This window comes from Metabacillus kandeliae, from assembly GCF_021166585.1.
In the GTDB taxonomy this organism is placed as follows: Bacteria; Bacillota; Bacilli; order Bacillales; family Bacillaceae; genus Metabacillus_B; species Metabacillus_B kandeliae.
Genome location: NZ_JAJOZE010000001.1, coordinates 336,130 through 355,956 on the forward strand (window position 1 = coordinate 336,130; position 19,827 = coordinate 355,956).

19 protein-coding genes are annotated in these 19,827 nt (G+C 43.1%); 16 read left to right on the forward strand and 3 right to left on the reverse strand.

Annotated features, from left to right (window positions below):
- Positions 1 to 6: 6 nt before the first annotated feature.
- From LRR81_RS01580 to LRR81_RS01590, 3 genes are read right to left on the reverse strand one after another with little or no spacing between them, the layout of a single operon-like run.
- Positions 7 to 1,791, reverse strand: a complete 1,785-nt coding sequence (locus LRR81_RS01580; RefSeq protein WP_231787547.1) for a hypothetical protein — start codon at positions 1,789 to 1,791, stop codon at positions 7 to 9.
- 18 nt (positions 1,792 to 1,809) lie between these two features.
- On the reverse strand, positions 1,810 to 2,454 hold the full coding sequence (locus LRR81_RS01585) for a PilW family protein (protein WP_231787548.1): 645 nt from the start codon (positions 2,452 to 2,454) through the stop codon (positions 1,810 to 1,812).
- Positions 2,438 to 2,965 (reverse strand): type IV pilus modification PilV family protein, encoded by a 528-nt coding sequence (locus LRR81_RS01590; RefSeq protein WP_231787549.1) that lies wholly within the window; start codon positions 2,963 to 2,965, stop codon positions 2,438 to 2,440. Before LRR81_RS01590 ends, LRR81_RS01585 begins: the two co-directional genes overlap by 17 nt.
- A gap of 252 nt (positions 2,966 to 3,217) precedes the next feature.
- Here LRR81_RS01590 and LRR81_RS01595 point away from each other — a divergent pair, with 252 nt between their 5' ends.
- The 16 genes from LRR81_RS01595 (at position 3,218) to LRR81_RS01670 (ending at position 19,822) form a co-directional block, all read left to right on the forward strand.
- Positions 3,218 to 4,537: a prolipoprotein diacylglyceryl transferase gene (locus LRR81_RS01595; protein ID WP_231787550.1), complete on the forward strand. Its 1,320-nt coding sequence runs from the start codon at positions 3,218 to 3,220 to the stop codon at positions 4,535 to 4,537.
- 36 nt (positions 4,538 to 4,573) lie between these two features.
- Positions 4,574 to 5,335 carry a PRC-barrel domain-containing protein gene (locus LRR81_RS01600; RefSeq protein ID WP_231787551.1) on the forward strand — a complete coding sequence of 254 codons (762 nt, stop codon included), beginning with the start codon at positions 4,574 to 4,576 and terminating at the stop codon, positions 5,333 to 5,335.
- A 20-nt stretch (positions 5,336 to 5,355) separates the two neighbouring features.
- Positions 5,356 to 6,837: a VanW family protein gene (locus LRR81_RS01605; RefSeq protein ID WP_231787552.1), complete on the forward strand. Its 1,482-nt coding sequence runs from the start codon at positions 5,356 to 5,358 to the stop codon at positions 6,835 to 6,837.
- Between the two features lie 14 nt (positions 6,838 to 6,851).
- Complete coding sequence (locus LRR81_RS01610; RefSeq protein ID WP_231787553.1) at positions 6,852 to 8,513, forward strand: GspE/PulE family protein; 1,662 nt, start codon at positions 6,852 to 6,854, stop codon at positions 8,511 to 8,513.
- 8 nt (positions 8,514 to 8,521) lie between these two features.
- Positions 8,522 to 9,562 (forward strand): type IV pilus twitching motility protein PilT, encoded by a 1,041-nt coding sequence (locus LRR81_RS01615; protein ID WP_231787554.1) that lies wholly within the window; start codon positions 8,522 to 8,524, stop codon positions 9,560 to 9,562.
- Entirely contained in the window at positions 9,562 to 10,770 is a 1,209-nt protein-coding gene (locus LRR81_RS01620; protein ID WP_231787555.1) for a type II secretion system F family protein, read from the forward strand. The genes LRR81_RS01615 and LRR81_RS01620 overlap by 1 nt, the downstream gene beginning before the upstream one ends.
- 93 nt (positions 10,771 to 10,863) lie before the next feature.
- Positions 10,864 to 11,316 (forward strand): type II secretion system protein, encoded by a 453-nt coding sequence (locus LRR81_RS01625; RefSeq protein WP_231787556.1) that lies wholly within the window; start codon positions 10,864 to 10,866, stop codon positions 11,314 to 11,316.
- 63 nt (positions 11,317 to 11,379) lie between these two features.
- Entirely contained in the window at positions 11,380 to 12,153 is a 774-nt protein-coding gene (locus LRR81_RS01630) for a prepilin peptidase (RefSeq protein WP_231787557.1), read from the forward strand.
- A gap of 38 nt (positions 12,154 to 12,191) precedes the next feature.
- Positions 12,192 to 13,190 carry a type IV pilus biogenesis protein PilM gene (gene pilM, locus LRR81_RS01635; protein ID WP_231787558.1) on the forward strand — a complete coding sequence of 333 codons (999 nt, stop codon included), beginning with the start codon at positions 12,192 to 12,194 and terminating at the stop codon, positions 13,188 to 13,190.
- Positions 13,191 to 13,781 carry a hypothetical protein gene (locus tag LRR81_RS01640; RefSeq protein WP_231787559.1) on the forward strand — a complete coding sequence of 197 codons (591 nt, stop codon included), beginning with the start codon at positions 13,191 to 13,193 and terminating at the stop codon, positions 13,779 to 13,781. It begins immediately after the preceding gene.
- Positions 13,778 to 14,554 (forward strand): hypothetical protein, encoded by a 777-nt coding sequence (locus tag LRR81_RS01645; RefSeq protein WP_231787560.1) that lies wholly within the window; start codon positions 13,778 to 13,780, stop codon positions 14,552 to 14,554. The genes LRR81_RS01640 and LRR81_RS01645 overlap by 4 nt, the downstream gene beginning before the upstream one ends.
- Positions 14,555 to 14,669: 115 nt before the next feature.
- Positions 14,670 to 15,683 (forward strand): SPOR domain-containing protein, encoded by a 1,014-nt coding sequence (locus tag LRR81_RS01650; protein WP_231787561.1) that lies wholly within the window; start codon positions 14,670 to 14,672, stop codon positions 15,681 to 15,683.
- 140 nt (positions 15,684 to 15,823) lie between these two features.
- Positions 15,824 to 17,347, forward strand: a complete 1,524-nt coding sequence (locus tag LRR81_RS01655) for a spore germination protein (RefSeq protein ID WP_231787562.1) — start codon at positions 15,824 to 15,826, stop codon at positions 17,345 to 17,347.
- A gap of 5 nt (positions 17,348 to 17,352) precedes the next feature.
- A complete protein-coding gene (locus LRR81_RS01660; RefSeq protein ID WP_231787563.1) occupies positions 17,353 to 18,558 on the forward strand; it encodes a Ger(x)C family spore germination protein in 1,206 nt (401 codons plus the stop codon).
- Positions 18,527 to 18,688, forward strand: a complete 162-nt coding sequence (locus tag LRR81_RS01665; protein WP_231787564.1) for a hypothetical protein — start codon at positions 18,527 to 18,529, stop codon at positions 18,686 to 18,688. The genes LRR81_RS01660 and LRR81_RS01665 overlap by 32 nt, the downstream gene beginning before the upstream one ends.
- A 3-nt stretch (positions 18,689 to 18,691) precedes the next feature.
- Positions 18,692 to 19,822 carry a GerAB/ArcD/ProY family transporter gene (locus LRR81_RS01670; protein ID WP_231787565.1) on the forward strand — a complete coding sequence of 377 codons (1,131 nt, stop codon included), beginning with the start codon at positions 18,692 to 18,694 and terminating at the stop codon, positions 19,820 to 19,822.
- The last annotated feature ends 5 nt before the right edge of the window (positions 19,823 to 19,827 follow it).

Sequence of the window (19,827 nt, forward strand, 5' to 3'; positions counted from 1 at the left end):
GATGCTTTAGTTAACCAAGGTGCTCTGCATCACAACCTGATAATAATCTGTTTTTGGCAAGGAAGAAATTTGGTCAAGCAATGCCGATGAATCATAATCTACCTGGAATCTGGAAACCTGGCCAACAGCCTGCTGGCTTCCGGGAGATGCGATGCGGTCTTTCAGATTGCCTGCAGCATCCCTCTGGACATTTTTTTGCCTGATTGCGTTTATTGTTAAATTATTTTTAGCAAACAGTCCGCCTCTAATGTTAAACGCTGATCCTACTCCATAGAGATCTGCATTTTTTTCTGTATATAAAAAGGCTTTTAGCGGTTCACTCTTGCTGGCATCGCTGAATTCGTTGATCCTGTTTACATTCATATCACCTTTTGCCATGAGAACGAGCTGCTTGCCATCCTTGCCTTTTACATTTGTATTAGAGATGGCCGCATTTCCGAGAGCATAGATCGTTGAATTAAATTCGATATTGTCGTCTTCTTCGCCTGTTTCGTCATTACCGTCTTTATCGGAATTGTTTCCGAGGATCCGGACATCACCAAGCACGATGATTTTTCCCTGAATCTGCAAAGGCTTTTCACTTGTTGCTGAGATAACCAAATCCCCATTTACGATCAGGAGATTATCTTCGCCGAGCGTCAGGTTATTTTGAATATAGAGAGGGTTCACAGCATTTTTATCTTTTAGGCTCCCATCCGGATTGACCCCAGTGTAGACAATTGTTTCACGTGGATTCGGCGCTAGATTTTCTATGTCATTATAGTTGGTTTTTTCTTCAATGATCCTTAATGGCTTCCAAGGAGATGCAAGTCCCAGCTGGCAAGTTCCTTTCGTTGTGGTCGTTACTAACCTCCCGTCCACAATTTTAGGAAGGTTATTCACAAGGCTTGGCAGGCAGGGGCCAAGCAGCTTTTTCATCGCATTATCAGAATTTACAACATCTTCAGGAGCAAACAAACCTTTTTTCGTCACACTATTCAATATGCCGCTGACCGTCTCATCAAATTTCACATCAATAAAATCCTCTGTTTCATGTTTAATGAAAACCTGTGAACGGCTGTCAAAAACAGCTTTTAACTTTTCAAACTCAGAAAAGTTTACGATTCCATTCACATCATTTCTGATGGTCGCAGTGCCGTTAATGCTGGGATAAAGAGTATCGCTTTTAGTCAAACCATTAGATGGTGAATTTGAGTCTTTGTAGCTTGCTATATTGCTTGTTTTTAAAGAGTTTGCATAAAGATTTCCTCTGATTTCTGCAAAGCCATTTAAGTTTAAGGTTCCATCCGGACCGCTGCCGACTGCGTAATTCAGAAAGCTTGGGGTAGGGGAGAGAATAACAGTTTTGTTAACGACTTTGCTTAAATTACCGTCCTCTGCTTTATAGGAAAACTGGTATACTCTTGTAAAGTTCTTTTCAGGATCTATCCCGTAGCCCTGCTTTTTTGCTATGCCGTTATCAGGACAGCTGCCCCCGCTATTTGTTAAATCGATAATGCAGAGGCCTCTATTATCGGCTTTTAGATTTGTTACGGCAGTTGATAATAAAGGAGAGATGGCTGAGACTTCTGTCAGCTTATAATTGCTGCTTGTGACAGTGTTCCTGAAAGAAGCAATAATTTCGTTCAGTGTCTTATTGGCATCTGCTGTGAGCGTTATATCATCTACTCTAAGCTGAGTTCTTCCAGCTCCATTTACAGCAGCAGCCAGAATGGAAAGGCCAAGAACAGTGAAAATCAGCGAAATAAGCATAACAGTGAGAAGAGTTTGTCCTTTTTCGTTTTGGAACATGTCTTTGTCTCCTATTTATTAGAATCCGATCCGGCTATTAAATTTCAGAGCGTCAACAGGGATGGCGGTTCCTTCTGTGTAGTGGGAGTTTCCGATTTTAAGATCTATTAGAATGGATCCGGCCAAACACTGATTGTTATTGCCTCTGTAGCATTCAAGTGTGAGGGCAGGCTCTTTATTAACAATAGGATCTATATTTGTATTCGGAAAGGTAAAGGGACTGTCACTGAGCACTGTTTGAGTTTCAGCTGTTTGGCCAGGTTCTTTAATGCTTTTTATAATTTGGCTACTGCGGAAAATAAATTTCACTGTTCTAATCTTGCTATTATCTGTTTCCACTTTTTCCTGAATGATCTGCTGCTTTTCATTTTTTTGCAGCTGTTTATTGCTTGTAATTTTAATGCAAAATGCTTTTTCATCATTCGTACAGTCGCTTACAAGATCAGTGGAAGACTGATATAGCTCACTCAAAATATTAGACACAACGTAATCTGCTTCATCCCGCAGCTGTCCTTCCACACCCGTTTTTTCAAAGGTTTTAACACCCATCATAAAAACATTATAGAAAATAATCATGACAATACTCGAAACGGCTAGTGCTGCCAGGAGCTCAATTAATGTTAATCCCCTTTCATCGCGAAAGGCTTCAGCGGATTTTCTCACTTGTAACATATCCTCCCAGCTCAGCAGTTTGATTGCCCCATGTAACAGCAACCTTTACAGGCAGCAAATACTTCTTCTTTGTTTCATCCCAATTTTTCTTTTTCTCAATGGTGAAATCCACCTTATAAATTTGATTATTTATGTTCATGCTGAACATTCTGGCGCAGTCTGCTGCAGCATTTCTTCCTTCAGCATAGCTGAATACCGGTTCTCCTGTTCCGGGCATTTTATCATTGCAGCGGTCCGCTCCAATTCTAAGAGAATCTCCATCTTTAAGAGGATCCTGATAGCGGGTTTTTAAATTGGAAAAGCTTTGCTTTTCCAAGTAGTTCATCATATTCCGCGCAACGTAGATTCCTAATGTTTGATCTTCGCTTTTTTTCGTATAAGAATATGCATGAGTAAAAAATTGCAGCATGGCAAAAGTGATAATGCTGAAAACAACGATAGAAGCAAGAACTTCTATCAATGTAAATCCACTTTTTTCATTTAGAAGTTTTCTAAAATTCAAGTGAATCCCTTCTTTCCAATTAATCTAGTTTATTATACAATAAGTGATAGTCGATTATTGTCTTTTTTAGGTATTTTTTAACTAATTTTAAAAGAAAAATGGTCTATTTATCATGATCCTTTTGGTGGGGGAGAGAGTTTGAAATATCTTTTTTTTCTGTTTATAGGTTTAATTGTCTGCATCCCTGTGCTTTTATTCCTACCTTTGAAGGTAAGAGGGAGAGGGAAGTGGGCAATGCTTGGGATGTCCTTCTTGGCAGCCTTTTTATTCCTTTTTTCAAAAGAAATTATGCCTGTCTGGCAGGCTGGTCTTTTAGTATTCCTGCTGATACTCTGCACAAGCATGCTGCTTCAAAAAAGAGCTGAAGCTTTGTTTTCAACAGCAGCTGAAGCAGATGATTATGGGTACCAGGAAGAAGCAGAATCAGAGTTTGTCACTATGACAAACACCGAACCCCAGGAATTGACTGTGGAAAGTGCAAGTGCTGAAAAAAGTGTATCTTATGAAACACAGCCTTCTGATGAGAAAGAAATTGAAGCAGCCGATGCTTCTGAAGACTGGTTTGAGGACTGGGAAAGCCAAAATGAAAGTGAGTCTGAAGAGCTGTTGGAGGCTGAAAAAGAGCCGGAAACCTCATCAGCAGAACTGGAATATAGCTTGGAAGAGCTTTTGGAAACTGACGGAATCAGCGAAACGGATGCGAAAGAGGCAGCAGAACCTGCTGATGAAGAGTTGCTGGACTTTCTGGAAGAACGCCACGCTGAAGAAAGTGTGCTGGCTGAAGAAGCAGCAGAACCGGAGTTTAATCTAGAAGAACTTTTAGAAGCTGACCATCAGACGGAGTCATCTGAAGCTGTCAATTCCTCAGAAGACCTTGAAGCACTTCTGGCAGCTGAAAAGCCGGAAGCAGACTCAATGGAAAAACAAGAAGAAGTAAATAGCGAAAGCTGGTTTGAAGAATCAGAGCTTGGAGAACTTTTGGCAAAAGCAGATGAGTTAAATAAAGAAGACTCTCATTCAGATGAGCACTTAGAAACAGAAGATTCCTTTAATCTAGAAAGCTGGTTTGATGAACCTGGAGAGAAGGAATCGCAGGATAGAGAAGAAAGTGAAAAAGAAGATAGCAATAGCCTGCCTGAAGAACCAGAGGCAGAAGCTCCAGCTGGAGCAGAAGATTCCCTTAATCCAGATAGCTGGTTCCATGAACCGGGAGAGAAGGAATCACTGGATAGAGAAGAAAGCCAAAGCGTGCGTAAAGCACAAGAGATGGAAGATCCAATAGTCAGTGAAGATGTTGTAAAACAGTCTCTGCCTGAAGAAATTCTGGAGACTCTTTACTCGCAGCTATCCTATTTAAAACAGAAGAATGAAATAGAAGAGTATGAAAAGGCGCTAACAGACGTAATAGATTCTGCTGTGTCAGAAAGAGACTATTTTGTATTTTTGCCGTTATATCTTAATTTATTAAAAGAAAAAGGCCAGCACGAAGCATTGCAGCATGCATTTTCCGAAGCGGAAAACAGGCTGAAGCCCTATCCATATCTCCTGCAGCAGCTGAATTGGTTTAAATAATCCAGATTACTATAAATTTTTAGGTGTGGTGAAGAAATGAAGAAAAGTGTTGAGATTGTAGGACTTCCAATTATTCTAATTTCTGAGGGGAAAGAAGCGGGCAAGGTCAAGTCTCTTGTGCTGAATCCTGATAAAGGTACAGTCGATTTCCTGACAGTAGAGCATGAGGACTGGCAGGTAAGTGTAAAAGCTATTCCGTTTAAAAAAGTAATCGGGATCGGGGAATATGCCGTGACGATCGAAGCGGACAATGCCATCATTGATTTAAATGAGATACCAATTGCGAATCAGCTTGTAAATAAAAGAATTTCCATCATTGATACAAGAATTATGACAAGAAAAGGTCAGCTGGTCGGGGAAGCAAAAGAGTATTTTATTGATGAAGAAAATGGCAATATTCTTGGCATTTTAGTCGGCATGAAAGAAAAGCAAACCGTCATAAAGTCAGATGATGTGATGACGTATGGAAAAGATATTCTCGTAGTGAATGAGAACGTGACATTCCTTTCAAAAGAACAGGAGCTGGTTCAGTCTGCTGAAGCTGAAGAGGTAAAAGAAAGCGCAGCGCCTGCATCTGAGGTAAATACGGCAGAAGAAATTAGCCGGATGCCGCTTGATGAGATCAGGATGAAACAGCTGCAGCTGCTTGAAGGCAAGCGTGTGCTGAAGGATATACGCGGAAAAGATGGCCTGCTTGTCGCTGAAAAGGATACGTTTCTGACAGAAGAGCAAATCAGCAAAGCGCAGGAACAGGGACCGGGAACAATTGTAGAGTTATCAATGAATATTGAAATGTAAGGGTGAAGGAGCAAAAAAGGGTGAGCTCTAATTACGGGGTCAGAATATTACTAGCATTAACTCTTGGGACAGCTTTTTTAACAGGCTTTTCCTATGCAGGTGAAGCCGTATTCCAATCGTTTATGTACGGAGAGAAATTTTCGGGAAACACCAAAATTGCCTCGATCAGCATAAGCGGTCTCAGAGAGGAAGAAGCAAAGCAGAAGGTGGCTCAGGAAGCACAAAAATGGATGCAGAATGAGCCGATTTCTGTGTCTTTCGCTGGAAAAAAAGCTGTTTTAACCGATGATGTATACCTTTTCAATATTAGCGAAAGCGTCAGAAATGCGGTGTCCGGAAAGCGATCATCTCTTCTTACAGATGTGGACGAAGAGGCATTGAAAAAGGCTGTCAATACTGCGGCAGGGAAACTCGGCTCTAAAATAAAAATAGATGCGCTGAAAAAAGATATTTTAACAAATGCGAGCCAGCTGTCAGGAAACCAAACCCTTTCTTTGGAGGCTTATACAGAAGGAAGCAGTGGAACAGTTATTTACGAAACAACGATACCGAACGCCAAATCCAGCAGCAATTTGGTCAGTGCAGTAAACAATCACCCATCAACCGTTATAAAAGCTCAATCTCAGCTTTCTGTGCTGGAGGCTTTTGGAAAGGATGCCATAGAGGACGAAGAAGCTCTCAGCAAGCTTGCCTCTGCTGTTTACAAAACGATACTGGGCACCAATTTTGATGTAATCGAACGCCACACAGGCCTCACTGTGCCGTCAGCTGAAGATCTCGGATATGAAGCGAAAATTGAACCGGGTTATTTAGATTTTAAAATTTTCAATCCAAATGACACCGACTATAAGCTCACGTTTGACTGGCTGGGTAATACCCTTCATGTGGCTGTGGTTGGAAAACCGCTCATTTATCAATATGACGTGGTGCGCTCCAGTCCTGAAACATTTGGGTTCAAGAAAATAGTACGCTATGATGCCGCGTTTTCTGAGGGTCAGGAGAAAACAGTTCAAACAGGCAAAAACGGTTATTTAATAAAGGTTTACCGCAATAAAGATGGAGATCAATCAAATACAGCACCATTTGCAGAGGATTTCTACCCGCCTGTTCATCAGATTGTAGCAAGGGCTTTAACACCTTCTGAAAAAACCGATACACAAACGGCCACACCGCTGCCTGATCAGCAAACATTAATAAACAGCGCCATTCAGCAGCAAATAGTGGATTACTATATTAAAAATGGCGTTATGCCAGGTACTCAAGGAACACCAGCAACACCAGGCACTTCAGCGCAGGATCCTGCTCAAACCCAGCAGCCAGATGCTGCACAGGAGAACAGTGAAACACAGCCCGCAGACTCTTCTGCTGAAGCTGGCAGACAGCCGGAAAATGCCACTCAGCCAGCTCAAGCTGATCCTTCCTTAAATGGAACCGCTGCAGAGAACGGACAGAAAAACCCTGATCACAATGCTGATGACAAGATTGTTCAAAATGAAAAATAAAGTAGGGAGTTTACATGACAACAGAACGTAAACGACTTGGCGACCTCTTAGTAGATGCTGGACTCATTACAACTGAACAGCTGCAAACCGCATTGAGTGAAAAGCAAAAGGGCCAGCGGATCGGAGATGCTCTCCTTGAAAGAGGCTATATTACAGAGCAGCAGCTGATAGAAGTGCTGGAATTTCAGCTGGGCATCCCGCATGTCAGCTTATACCGCTATCCGTTTGACCAGAAGCTGATGAACATTGTTCCAAAGGATATCGCGAAACGGAATCTGGTTGTTCCTCTGAAAAAAGAGGGAGACAAACTGTTTGTTGCCATGGCAGATCCGATGAACTTTTATGCGATCGATGATTTGAGGCTTGCTACGGGCTTTCAAATCCAGACAGCGATCGCCACAAAGGATGACATCCTGAGAGCTATAACGAAATATTACGATATTGATGACAGCATGACAGATGTAATGAGGGAGCTTCAGGTTGATGATGCGGTAATTGAAGAGACGACAGCTGCAGATGATTCTCCGATTGTCAGGCTTGTGAATCAAATTTTGCAGAATGCCGTTCAGCAAAAAGCCAGCGATATTCATATTGATCCTCATGAAACGAAAATACAAATCCGCTACAGGGTCGATGGTGTTCTTCGGAATGAACGGACTTTGCCGAAACACATGCAAAGCGTCATGACAGCGCGTCTGAAAATCATGGCTAATCTTGATATTACCGAGCATAGAATTCCGCAGGATGGCAGAATTAAAACGAACATTGACCTTCATCCGATTGACCTTCGCGTTTCAACGCTTCCGACGGTTTACGGCGAAAAAATCGTTATGCGGATTCTGGATCTCGGCAGCTCGCTGAATGATGTGGACAAACTCGGATTTAACAGCTTGAATTTAAAGCGGTTTAACGCGCTCATTGAGAAACCGACAGGGATTGTCCTTATAACAGGACCGACGGGCTCAGGGAAATCATCCACTCTTTATGCAGCACTGAACAGGCTGAACAGCGAGCAGGTGAACATCATCACCATTGAGGATCCTGTTGAATACCAGCTTGAAGGCATCAACCAGATTCAGGTGAATGCAAATGTCGGTATGACCTTTGCAAAAGGATTGCGGTCCATTTTGAGACAAGACCCGAACATCATCATGGTCGGGGAGATCCGGGACAAAGAAACTGCAGAAATTGCCGTAAGAGCTTCTCTCACAGGACACTTAGTGCTGAGCACCCTGCATACAAATGATGCATTGGGAACCATCACAAGGCTGATGGATATGGGAGTTGAGCCGTTTCTTGTCGCTTCTTCCCTTGCAGGTGTTGTTTCCCAGCGTCTGGTCAGAAGAGTCTGCAGGGACTGTGCAAGAGAACAGGCAGCAACAAAGCGCGAGATAGAGATTTTTGCGAAAAGAGGATTGTCCATCCAGAAAATTGTCAGAGGAGAAGGATGCGGCATGTGCAACATGACCGGCTATAAAGGAAGACTTGCCATTCATGAGCTGCTTGTGATCAATGAGGAAATGCAGAAGGTCATCATGAACAATGAACCTTACTCAAAGCTCAGAGAATTGGCAGTAAAGAATAAAACCATTTTTCTCTTGGATGACGGCTTATTAAAAGTAAAACAAGGATTGACGACAACGGAGGAAATCCTCCGCATCGCCATCAGCGAATAGGTGACAGGATGAAAACTTTAATTGACAGCATTTTATCTACCGCCCATGAACGACATGCCTCTGATATCCACCTTTCTGTAGGTGTTCCGCCTATTTTAAGAATTAATGGAGATTTAATTAAATTAGGTGAAAAATTTCTCGTTCCGGCCGATACAGAAGGTATGGCAAAAGCCATTATTTCAAAAACAAAATGGCCGCTTTTTGAGGAAAAAGGCGAATTGGATTTTTCCTACGGCATTCCTGGCGTTTCGAGATTCCGGGTCAATGCCTTCCGCCAGCGTTCCTGCATCTCCCTTTCCATCCGGATTGTGCCGAGAGCCATCCCTTCCATTGATTCTCTTGACCTGCCGCCTGTGCTGAAGCAGATAACAGAAAAGCCGCACGGCCTCATTCTTGTGACAGGACCGACTGGCAGCGGCAAGTCTACGACGCTTGCATCTATGATTGACTATATGAACCAGACCAACAAAAAGCATGTGATTACATTAGAGGACCCGATTGAATATCTTCATAAGCATCAGCAATGCGTGATCGAGCAGCGGGAAGTGGGTTTTGATACGCAAAGCTTTGCGTCAGGATTAAAAGCAGCGCTTCGGCAGGATCCGGATGTCATCCTTGTCGGCGAGCTGAGGGACCTAGAAACGATTCATACTGCTATCACGGCGGCAGAAACAGGCCATCTTGTGCTTGGTACGCTTCATACTTCATCTGCTGCTTCCACAATTGACAGAATCATAGATGTGTTTCCTGCCAATCAGCAGCCGCAAATACGCCTGCAGATTGCCTCAGTGTTAATCGGCGTTGTCTCTCAAAGGCTTTTCCCGACAGCAGACCGCACAGGCAGAAAAGCAGTGACAGAGATTCTTTTAAACAACGCGGCAGTCGGTAACTTAATACGAAATGAAAAAACGCATCAAATTCCAAGTGTGATACAAACAAGCAGAGCACAGGGCATGCACTCTTTTCAAAGCAAGCTTGATGAACTCGTCAAAAGCGGTGTTATTTCACAGGACACTGCACTGCCGTATATGCAGGGGAAGGCTGAATAATGGCAAGGTTTGTATATGAAGGCAGAGATAAATCCGGCAAAGTTTCAGGCAAGGTGACAGCGCCATCCAAGCGGGAAGCGGTGATCAAGCTTGGTGAATCAGGCATAAAGGTCATACAGCTGAGCGAGGTTCCGGAATCACTCCTCACAAAAGACATCGCGATCGGAAACCCGGTAAAGCTGCAGGATTTTGTGATTTATTTAAGGCAGTTTTCCACCCTTTTAAAAGCAGGGGTATCTGTTGTTGATTCAACCAACATCCTTGCAAAGCAGACAAGCAGCAAACCGCTGAGAAAAGCATTGGAGCAAATGGAAGAAGATTTAAGAGAAGGAAACGCACTTTCTTCTGCTGCAGCCAAGCACTCGAAAATCTTCTCCAGCATGTTCATTAACATGATCAGGGCAGGAGAAGCCGGGGGAAACATGGATGAAACGCTTGACAGACTAGCTGTTCACTATGAAAAGCAAAACAAGACAAAGCAGAAAATCCAGTCTGCGCTAGCCTATCCAATTACAGTAGCATTTGTTGCAGTTGGTGTTGTCATCTTTCTATTAGTTTCTGTTGTGCCAACCTTTGTGACCATGTTTGAAGGATTTGGTGCCCAGCTTCCTGCCATTACACTGTTTGTCCTGAATTCCAGTAATTTTATGCAGGCTTACTGGTGGCTTGTGATCGGTATAATGGTGCTTCTGGCCGTGATTTTTATTTTGCTCAGAAGAAACCCTGCCAGTAAATATTACTTGGATTTAATAGGACTGAAGATTCCGTTCTTCGGCAAAATGATTCAAAAAGCCGTACTTGCCAGAATGACGAGAACGCTCAGTTCGCTCTTTTCAAGCTCTGTTCCTATCCTACAGGCAATGGGAATTGTAGAGAAGATTGTTGAAAACGAAGTCATTGCAAAAGTGATTGGCCAATCAAAGGTTTCACTTGAGAATGGACTCTCCTTAACAGATCCTATGAAAAAGCATTGGGCCTTTCCTCCGCTGGTCACACAAATGATCGCGATCGGGGAAGAAACAGGTTCACTGGACGCCATGCTGGGCAAAGTCGCGGACTTTTATGAAGAAGAAGTAGAGAACAGCACAGATCAATTAAAAGCCATTATTGAGCCAATAATGATTGTAGTGCTTGCAGCTATAGTAGGGACTATTGTAATAGCTATAATGATTCCAATGTTTGATATATTCAACCATATTAAGAAATAATTTTACAAAATAGTAGTATATTTAATCTAGTTCTTCAGTTATAATAATCATGTAATTTAGGAATTATTTACTAATCCTTAGGGGGAAAACAAATTGTTGAAAAAACTGTCGAAAGATCAGCGCGGTATGACCCTGATCGAACTATTGGCTGTTGTTGTTATTTTGGGGATTATTGCTGCTATTGCGATTCCGGCTGTTGGTGGGATGATTAAGAACTCTAAAATTGATGCGCATATTGCTAATGCTCAGCAAATTGCTAATGGTGCAAGATTATATGTGACTTCCGAAAAAATCGAGGTCCCTGCAGGAGGAGTTACTGTACCAATATCCACCCTCATAACTAACGGCCATTTAGAAAGTATCAAGAACCCTAGCGCGAGTGGTGAGTATGATACAACAAATACAACAGTAGTAATAAAGAAATCAGGTAGCAATTATGAATATGATGTAACATTGGCGGCAAGTGCAACTGTTAAATATACTACTGATGCAGGAGCAATAAAAGATGCTAAAAATTTAACAAGAACTGATATACAAAATCCATAATGTGATTAAAGGTAGCCCCAATTGGGACTACCTTTATAATTTATTAATTACGGGGTGAAACAAATGGCTATAATATCACTTTTTATTCACACCTACCTATTCATCCTAGGCGCCGCACTCGGCTCCTTCTTCAATGTCGTCGGTCTCCGCGTCCCGCAAAATCAGTCCATCGTTTCACCAGGCTCATCCTGCCCTGTATGCGGCCATAGAATTAAACCGTTAGAGTTAGTCCCGATTTTTTCTTATATTGTTCAAAAAGGAAAATGCAAGTCTTGCAAAACATCAATCTCTCCTATTTATCCAGTGATGGAATTGATCACTGCCATTCTTTTTACGACTTCGCCTCTAATGGCGGGATGGTCAAAGGAACTGGCGATTGCCTGGACGTTAATTTCACTCTGTATGATTGTCAGTGTGTCAGATTTGGCTTATATGATTATTCCTGATAAGGTGCTTCTTTTCTTTTTGCCTTTAGTGCTGATTGAGCGCCTCTTTTTCATCCCGCTTGATCCTTGGTATGACGCGCTGATCGGTTTGTTTGCCGGCGCCTTTATCCCTTTTGTGATCATCCTGATCAGCAGGGGAGGCATGGGGGGCGGCGATATGAAGCTGCTTGCTGTGCTTGGCGTCTTGCTTGGCTGGAAGCTTGTGCTGCTTGCCTTCTTTCTTGCGACTGTCATAGGAACGCTTGCGGGTGTTTTCGGCATGCTTCTCGGCAAGGTGAAAAGAGGAAAACCGTTTCCGTTCGGTCCGTTTCTTGTGATCGGTGCTCTCTTGGCTTACTTTTTCGGCAGCAGCCTGATCCAGTGGTACACCGGCACTTTTTTTACTTACTAACGTCATCCTGATGAAATTTGCTTAAAAGGAGCATTACTATGAATCTGCCATTCTTTCGCTCTCAAAACAGCTTTTCCAATATCCTGATAACGGATTATGCTATTCAGTTTCTGGAGCTTCGGTCTGCAAACCCGCTTGTTGTGCAGCGGTTCGGCGAGCACTTTCTGCCGGCCGGTATTGTGGTGAACGGTAAAATTATCGATCAGGACAAACTGTCATTAATCATGGATGAATGCATCCAGGAGTGGTCCTTAAAAAGAAAAAATATCCGGTTTGTTGTACCGGATGCTTTTGTCATTATCAAAAAAATCACCATTCCCTCAGATATTAAAAATGACGAAATCAAAGGCTACCTTTATTTGGAACTTGGCAGCAATATTCATTTGCCTTTCGAAGAGCCTGTTTTTGATTATCAGGTCATTGGCAGCAGCGAAGGAGAAAGGGAAGCGATCCTTTTTGCCGCTCCTGAGCAAGAGGTGAAAAATTATGCCGACTTTTTTGAATCAAGAAAACTGAAGCTTTCCGCAGCTGATATTTCGCCCCTTTGCGGTTTCAGAGTGCTGAGCGATTTGAAAAGCGCCCATGAAAATATTCTCTTTGTGCAAATTGATATGAAGTCAGTGACATTTACGATTTTTGAAAAAGAACAGCCGATTCTGATGCGGAATCTTCCTGTTGCTCAGCAGCTGAAAAATTGGGAACATCAGACTGATCAGCTCACAGGCCAATATTTTCAATTCAGCCTAAAAGATGAGTCCAAAGAAGAAGCGCTTCTATTGTATGAAGACAGTCTCGGTGAAATTGAAAAGCTTCTTGGATTTTATAAATTCAGTGTCAGCCAGGGTGAGCAGGAAATCGGAAAAATTGTCATAGCAGGGGATCATCCATTCCTGCCTGATTTCTTTGAAAAAATTTCTTCTATAACAAACCTTCCTGTTATTCCGCTTAGAAGAGAGCAGGTTGAAACGAGTAAAAATGGGCCGCTTCCGGAAAAGTTTAAAGTACTGCTCGGACTAGCGCTTAAAGAGGTGGAGTAAATGCTGCCTAATATTAATTTACTGCCGGAAAAAAAGCAGAAAAATTATACATCGCTTCTGCTCCTTGGCATGATCGTCGTTTTGCTTGCAGGCTCATTCGTTTTTCTGAATACCCAGCTTGAGGCAAAAAGAACTGATTTAAGAACGATGAAAACAAAGGACATCGCACTGCAGAATCAGCTTTCAGCTGTTCAGCAGGCTTCTTCTGTTTCATCAAATCCAACGGCAGCCCAAACCCTTGCAGATGCCGTCACATGGACAAAAACCTACCCGGTGGAATTTGTTCCAATACTGATGGATTTGACGAAGCTTCTGCCTGAAGGAGGATATTTTACAGACTTCAGCTATACGGAAGCAGATAAAATAGAAGTATCCATTCAATTTGAGACGAGCCGCGAAGCTGCCTTTTATTTAAACAGGCTGAAGACGGATATTCCGTATTTTCAGGAAGCTGCTCTTAAGAAAGTGGAGGAGCAGGAGCTGAAAGATAATTCCGAAGCCAATGTTCTGCCGCGCTATAAAGCAGACTACTCGATCGAACTGAACAGAGCAAAGTGGAAAGAGCTGCAAAAAAAGGGGGATAAAGAGTGATCAGCTGGACGAAAAAGCATACGCTCATACTTGTATTCTCCCTTGCCGTTATTGCAGGCATATACTATTTAATCTACACCAGCCAGGAAAGCCCGCTATTGCTGCAGCAAAAAAACACACAAAAAAGCATTGAAACAACAGAGCAGCTATTGGCAGACGCTCAAAAAGCAGCCCCTGAAGAGAAAGCTGTCACCCCGTTTTCTTTAGCTGAATTGGAAAAAGAAATACCTACGAACCGCTTCGAAGAAGAATTTTTGATGGATATTGAAAAGGCTGAGGTCCTGTCAAACAGTACATTGAAGGATGCGTCTTTTACAGACGAATCATTTACTGATCAGGATCAGCAGAACACAAGCAGTGTTGACGCAGCTCAGCCTGCAGCGTCAAGTACGCAGGAAGCTGCAGGAACCACTGAGCAGGCTGCAAATCAAGCTGGTGCCGATAAAACAGCCGCAGCTCTTCCTTTAGGATTGCAAAAGCTGACAATTGCTGTCTCGGCACAGTCGAATGGGTTTCAGGAAATGAAGAAATTCCTGCAAACGCTGGAATCACTAAAGAGAATCACACAAATAGAAGGACTTTCCATTAAAACGCAGCCGGAAATCACATCACAGGATCAGGCTCCTGAGCCGCTTGAATTTACAGCTACCATTTCCGCTTTTTATATGCCGGATCTGCCTGATTTGAAAAATCAGCTGCCGCCTTTTCCGAAAACATTGCCGGCGGATAAAAACAATCCCCTGCAGTCTTTTGAAGTGAACGGTGGAGAATAAGGGCATTAATTAGCGAAAAGCTTTTGTAACAAGACGACAAATGTCTTGTTCTTTTTTTTGTTTCCTTTGCTATCATAACAAGCAAATAGAAAGCATAGAGCGGGGTGATAGCACAATGGACAAGCAAACGAACAGGGCATTAAAGATCATACTGAATGGAAAAGAAGAGATCAGCAATGGGAAAGGGAAGCTTGCTTCCCTGATGGATAAGTCTTCTGCAAAAAAAGAAAAATTAACTGTGTCGACTTGGGAAGAAAAAGCAAAATCTGAAACAGCAGCGGCAGAAGAAAAGGCAGAAAAGGATGAATTCCCTTGGCTGCTTCCTGATGAAAGTGATATTTACGAAGAGGATCCAAAGGTAGTTGCGCCCCCGAAGAGCAAGGGGCCTAAAAAAACATTGCCGGTTTCTTTCCGAAAGCTTGGGGAAGGAAAAAGCAGGAGAGAGTTTCCTCTGAAGCAGCTTCTTATTACAGCTGTTATCGCAGTAGCGATGGGGCTCGGGTTTGGCACAATGGCGCTGAAATTCATGTCAGCCGATCCTGAAGCACAGGGTGCTGCACAAGGGGGCGGAAGCAATCCTTCACTGCCTGCCTCAGTTTCTTCCCAAACGAATGAGCCGGCACAAAAGCCGGCAGCTGGCGGAGCAGCACTGGCAACTTATGTTGTACAGGCCGGGAAATTCTCCTCAGAGGGGAGTGCTGACAGCGCGAAAAACAGCTTGATCAGCAAGGGCTACCCTTCGGTAAAGGTAAAAGAGCAGGATTCTTACTTTGTCTATGCCGGACTGGCTGGCGAGAAAGGACAGGCACAGGCCATCGGCAAAGGCATTACAGAAGACGGCATAGAGGCATGGGGAGGAAAAGCGAAATCCTGGACTATTCCTAAAGAAGCAAAAGCTTTCGAAAAAGATATTCTCACACTGTCCTCTCTTTCAGCAGATGCAGCTGCAGGAAATCCAGCAGACGCTTCCGCTGTTGCGGCAGCAATTCAAAAGATAGAAAAATTGCCTTCAAGCAGTTTTGCCGGCAAGCTGAAAGAAGCGGCAGAAGCCTTGAAGAAGAGCCCAGACGCTAAAGGAGGAAAAGAGTCGCAGCAGATTCTTCTCACAGCTTTGGCTGGACTACAATAATGATGAGCGAGGAGGATCCTTTTAAAGAGGATTCTCTTTTTTGTTTGAAACCGTGATGATCCTTTTCCTGCTAAATCTGCATACATTTTTCATCTATCCGCATACTAACAAATATTACCTAAAGCGTGAGGGGGCTTCATATGGCTGCATCCCGGGAAAGCAAAACAGACGTAAGCCGCCTCGGAACAGAGCATTTAGCAGAGATACCCGTTAATAAACAAATTAAAGCTAACTTTGATGAACTGCAGAAAATTTTCGGGAGTACCGCAGACCTGAAAACAATTGTTTACCATTTTCCAAATGCATCGATAGGCTTTGTTCATCTTGAGGGGCTGACGGACAGGGCGCAGCTGGAGGAGATGGTGATTCTTCCTATTCAGGGGAGAATTGAAAAAGAGGCAGAAACCGATTTTTCTGCTGAGCCGGAGAAACTGCAGCAGGCAATTGCGGTAACAGCGGAAATTATGGCTGCTCATTCTGCAAAAGATCTTTCTGACAGCCTTCTTTCAGGACATGCTTTAATGTTTATTGAAGGAGTATCATTCGCTTATACCCTCCCTATTCAAAGCTGGAAAACAAGATCAATTGAAGAACCTGTTGCTCAAACGATGGTCAGGGGACCGAGAGAGGGCTTTGTCGAATCTCTTTCAACAAATATGTCTCTATTAAGAAGAAGAATTACTTCCCCGAGTTTGCATTTTAAGCAAAGAAAAATCGGAAAGCTGACGAAAACCAACCTGCTTCTCTGCTACATTGACGGGCTGGCAGAGCCGGAAATATTGGAGACAATTACTAAAAGGCTTGATGAGCTTCAGATAGATAAAATTTTTGATACAGGGATGCTTGAAGAGCTGCTTGAGGATAAAGGATACACACCGTTCCCGGTTTTTCAGGCGACAGAAAGGCCTGACGTAACAGCGGCCGCACTTGCTGAAGGAAAAGTAGCGATCATGCTGGAGGGAACCCCGTTTGCGCTCATTGTCCCAGTAACCTTCTGGTCATTCTTCCAGGCAGCGGAAGATTATTATACGCACTACGAATTATCAACATTTGTCCGCGTCATCAGAATGCTGTCCTATTTTATCGCACTATCGCTTCCAGCCATTTTTATCGCATTGATTACGTTTCAGCCTGAGCTGATCCCATCAGCATTGCTCGTCAGCCTCGCAGCTCAGAGGGAAGGCATTCCTTTTCCTGCATTTGTGGAAGCGCTGCTTATGGAAATGATATTTGAAATATTAAGGGAAGCCGGAATCCGGATGCCGAGAGCGATAGGTTCAGCGGTATCCATCGTAGGGGCGATTGTTATTGGAGAATCTGCCGTGGCCGCAGGGCTTGTTTCACCAGCCATCGTTATCGTGGTTTCATTAACAGCGATCGCAAGCTTTGTGTCGCCTTATTATTCCTTTTCCGGTGCGGCAAGGATGCTCCGGTTTTTATTGATGGTTGTCGCTTCAACACTGGGGATCTTCGGAATGATCATATTCCTGTTTATGCTGATTACTCACCTTTGTTCTGTTACATCTCTTGGAAAACCGTATTTTGCACCGTTGGCACCTTTCAGTTTTAAAGAGCAGAAGGATGTTCTTTTCCGGCTGCCTTTATGGTGGTCAGAAACAAAGCTGTATAAAAGTTATATGAAAAGAAGGGCGAAAGGAGGGTAATCAGTTTGAAAAAACTGCTTGTGTTAGCAGGCCTTGTCATGTTGCTCACCGGCTGCGGCAGAACGGAGCTTAACGAATTGGATGTCGTATCAGCGCTTGGCATTGACCAAACTGAGAATGGCCTTCTTGTCAGCATACAAATTGTGAATCCCGGCGGAACTGCTGCAGCAACAGGAAAAACACCTGAAGCTCCCGTGTATACCTTTTCTTATGAAGGAACTTCTTTGACTGAGATTATGGAAAATGTCAAAAGCTCTTTTTCGCGCAAGTTCTTCTTTTCACATCTATCACTGGTAGTTCTGGGAGATGAATTTGCCCAAAAAACAGGATTCCTGCCGATCACCGATTTTATTGAAAGGCAATACCAAATAAAGGACAATGTCCCGCTTCTTATTGCTGAAAACTCAAAGGCCGTTCAAATTCTTAAAACCTATACACCTGTTCAAAAAATACCGGCGATTGCCATTAAAGACAGAGTTTACAATAATAAAACCGCGATGGGTTTAAAAAAGGGAACAGAGTACAGGGATCTTGCCCAGTCCTTAAGTGAGTACCAGGACCCAGTTGTACTGGGAGTGAAAAAGAAAGTACCAGCTTCAGATGCTGAACAGTCAGAAATTCTGAACAATATAAACGGCAATGAAAAGGCCTTTGAGATTATGAACGTAGGAGCGTTTAAAGGGACGAAGCTGGTTGACTGGCTGAAGCTTGATGAGTCGAGAGGCTGGGCTCTTGCTTCAGGCTATGCCGGCGGGCCCGTTTATTTAACCGTTCCTTGTCCGGATGACAGCAAGGGAATGGCAGGTGTGATGCTGAAGAAAATTAAAGGCGGACTTAAACTGGAAAAAGGCTCTTCTCCTCTTAAGTATAAGGCAAGTGTTGAGGCAAAGGGGATGATCAGTGAGATCACCTGCAATATTCCGATTGAAAATCCTGAAACCATTCAGCAGCTGAACAAGGAAACAGAGCGTGTGCTCACGGCAAATCTCCTTGCTGCAATGGCGAAATCAAAAAGCATAGGATCTGATTACTTAGGTCTGCAAAAACTGCTGTATCAAAATGATTACTTCAGGTGGAAAAAATCAAAAGATAACTGGGAGCAATTATTTCAGAATGCCCAATTGGAAACAGAGGTTAAGGTGAATATAAAAACAGCTGGAACAAGGGTGAAAAGCATTTATGAAGATAAACAAACGCGTGGCAGCCATTAATATCATTCTTTGGGGATGGGCGGGAGCATATGCCATATTTGCTTTTTGGGGGATCGATCTGTTTCCGCTTCCAAAGTGGACAGAAGCCCTTTATAAGCCGCTCTATCCTTTTTTCACTGGAGGAGAATAACAAATGAAGCATACGCTAACAAAAGGGCATCTGCTTATGCTCACAGTCAGTTTTATTACAGGAAGTTCCCTGCTGATGGCTCCTGGGATTACAACTGCAGCAGCAAAAAATAACGGCTGGATCTCTATGCTGATCGCGGCCTTTTGCGGTCTGCTGCTGAATTTGCTGCTTGTTTTCTTAATCAAAAAGTACCGGTACCAATCTATCTTTGACTGTGCAGAGAAGGCAGCAGGACCCTTTATTGGCGGAGTGATCACTCTGCTTATTGTTTTTTATTCGCTTCATCTCGCCGCATATGTTGTCAGGAATGTCAGCAATTTTATGATCACTTCTGTTAACCCGGAAGGCAGTACAGCTATTTATGAAGCGGCGCTTCTTACGGCTGTATGCTTTACAACTTTGTATGGCCTTAATAATCTTGCGCGCTTAAATGAATTTTTGCTTCCAGGTTTATTTTTTCTTCTAATAGCTTCCTTTGGGCTTGTGATAAATCAATTTGACGGAAGTCACTTAAAACCATTTTTCCGTGACAATCCTGGCTCTCTTGTTATGGGGGCTTATCCGACGGTAGGATTTCCTTTTATAGAAATTATTTCATTAATGTCCTTATTTTCCTATGTCAGCAACAAAAAGCATCTCGGAAGATCCTTCTTGCTCACGCTTTTTCTTTCCGGCTGCTTTCTGGCAGCTTCAGTTGTTCTTTGCATAGGGGTTGAGGGGTATGATCTCGTCTCCCGCCAGCCCTATGCCACATTTGAAATTATGAGAGGCATTACAATTGTTAAGCTGTTTGAACGAATTGAAATTTTAACAGGCACATTTTGGATTTTTGGGATTTTTATTAAAATCACCATTTGCTTTCTGGCTGCCATGCTCGGACTTCAAAAACTGGCGCGGCACAACTCCTATTATTCATTTTTGCTGCCGTCCGCAGTGTTCGTATGGGTGATGAGCCTTGAATTTCACCCTGATACAGTTGACTTCAGCCATTATGTTACAAGTGTATGGACACTTTGGTGGTTTACATTATATGTTCTGGTCTGCCTTGTTTTACTAATCGGCATCATGAGAAAAAAACATAAACCCGAAAAACCGTCCTGGAAAAATCAGCTGCCTGAGCCTGTTAAAAAGTAGATTTG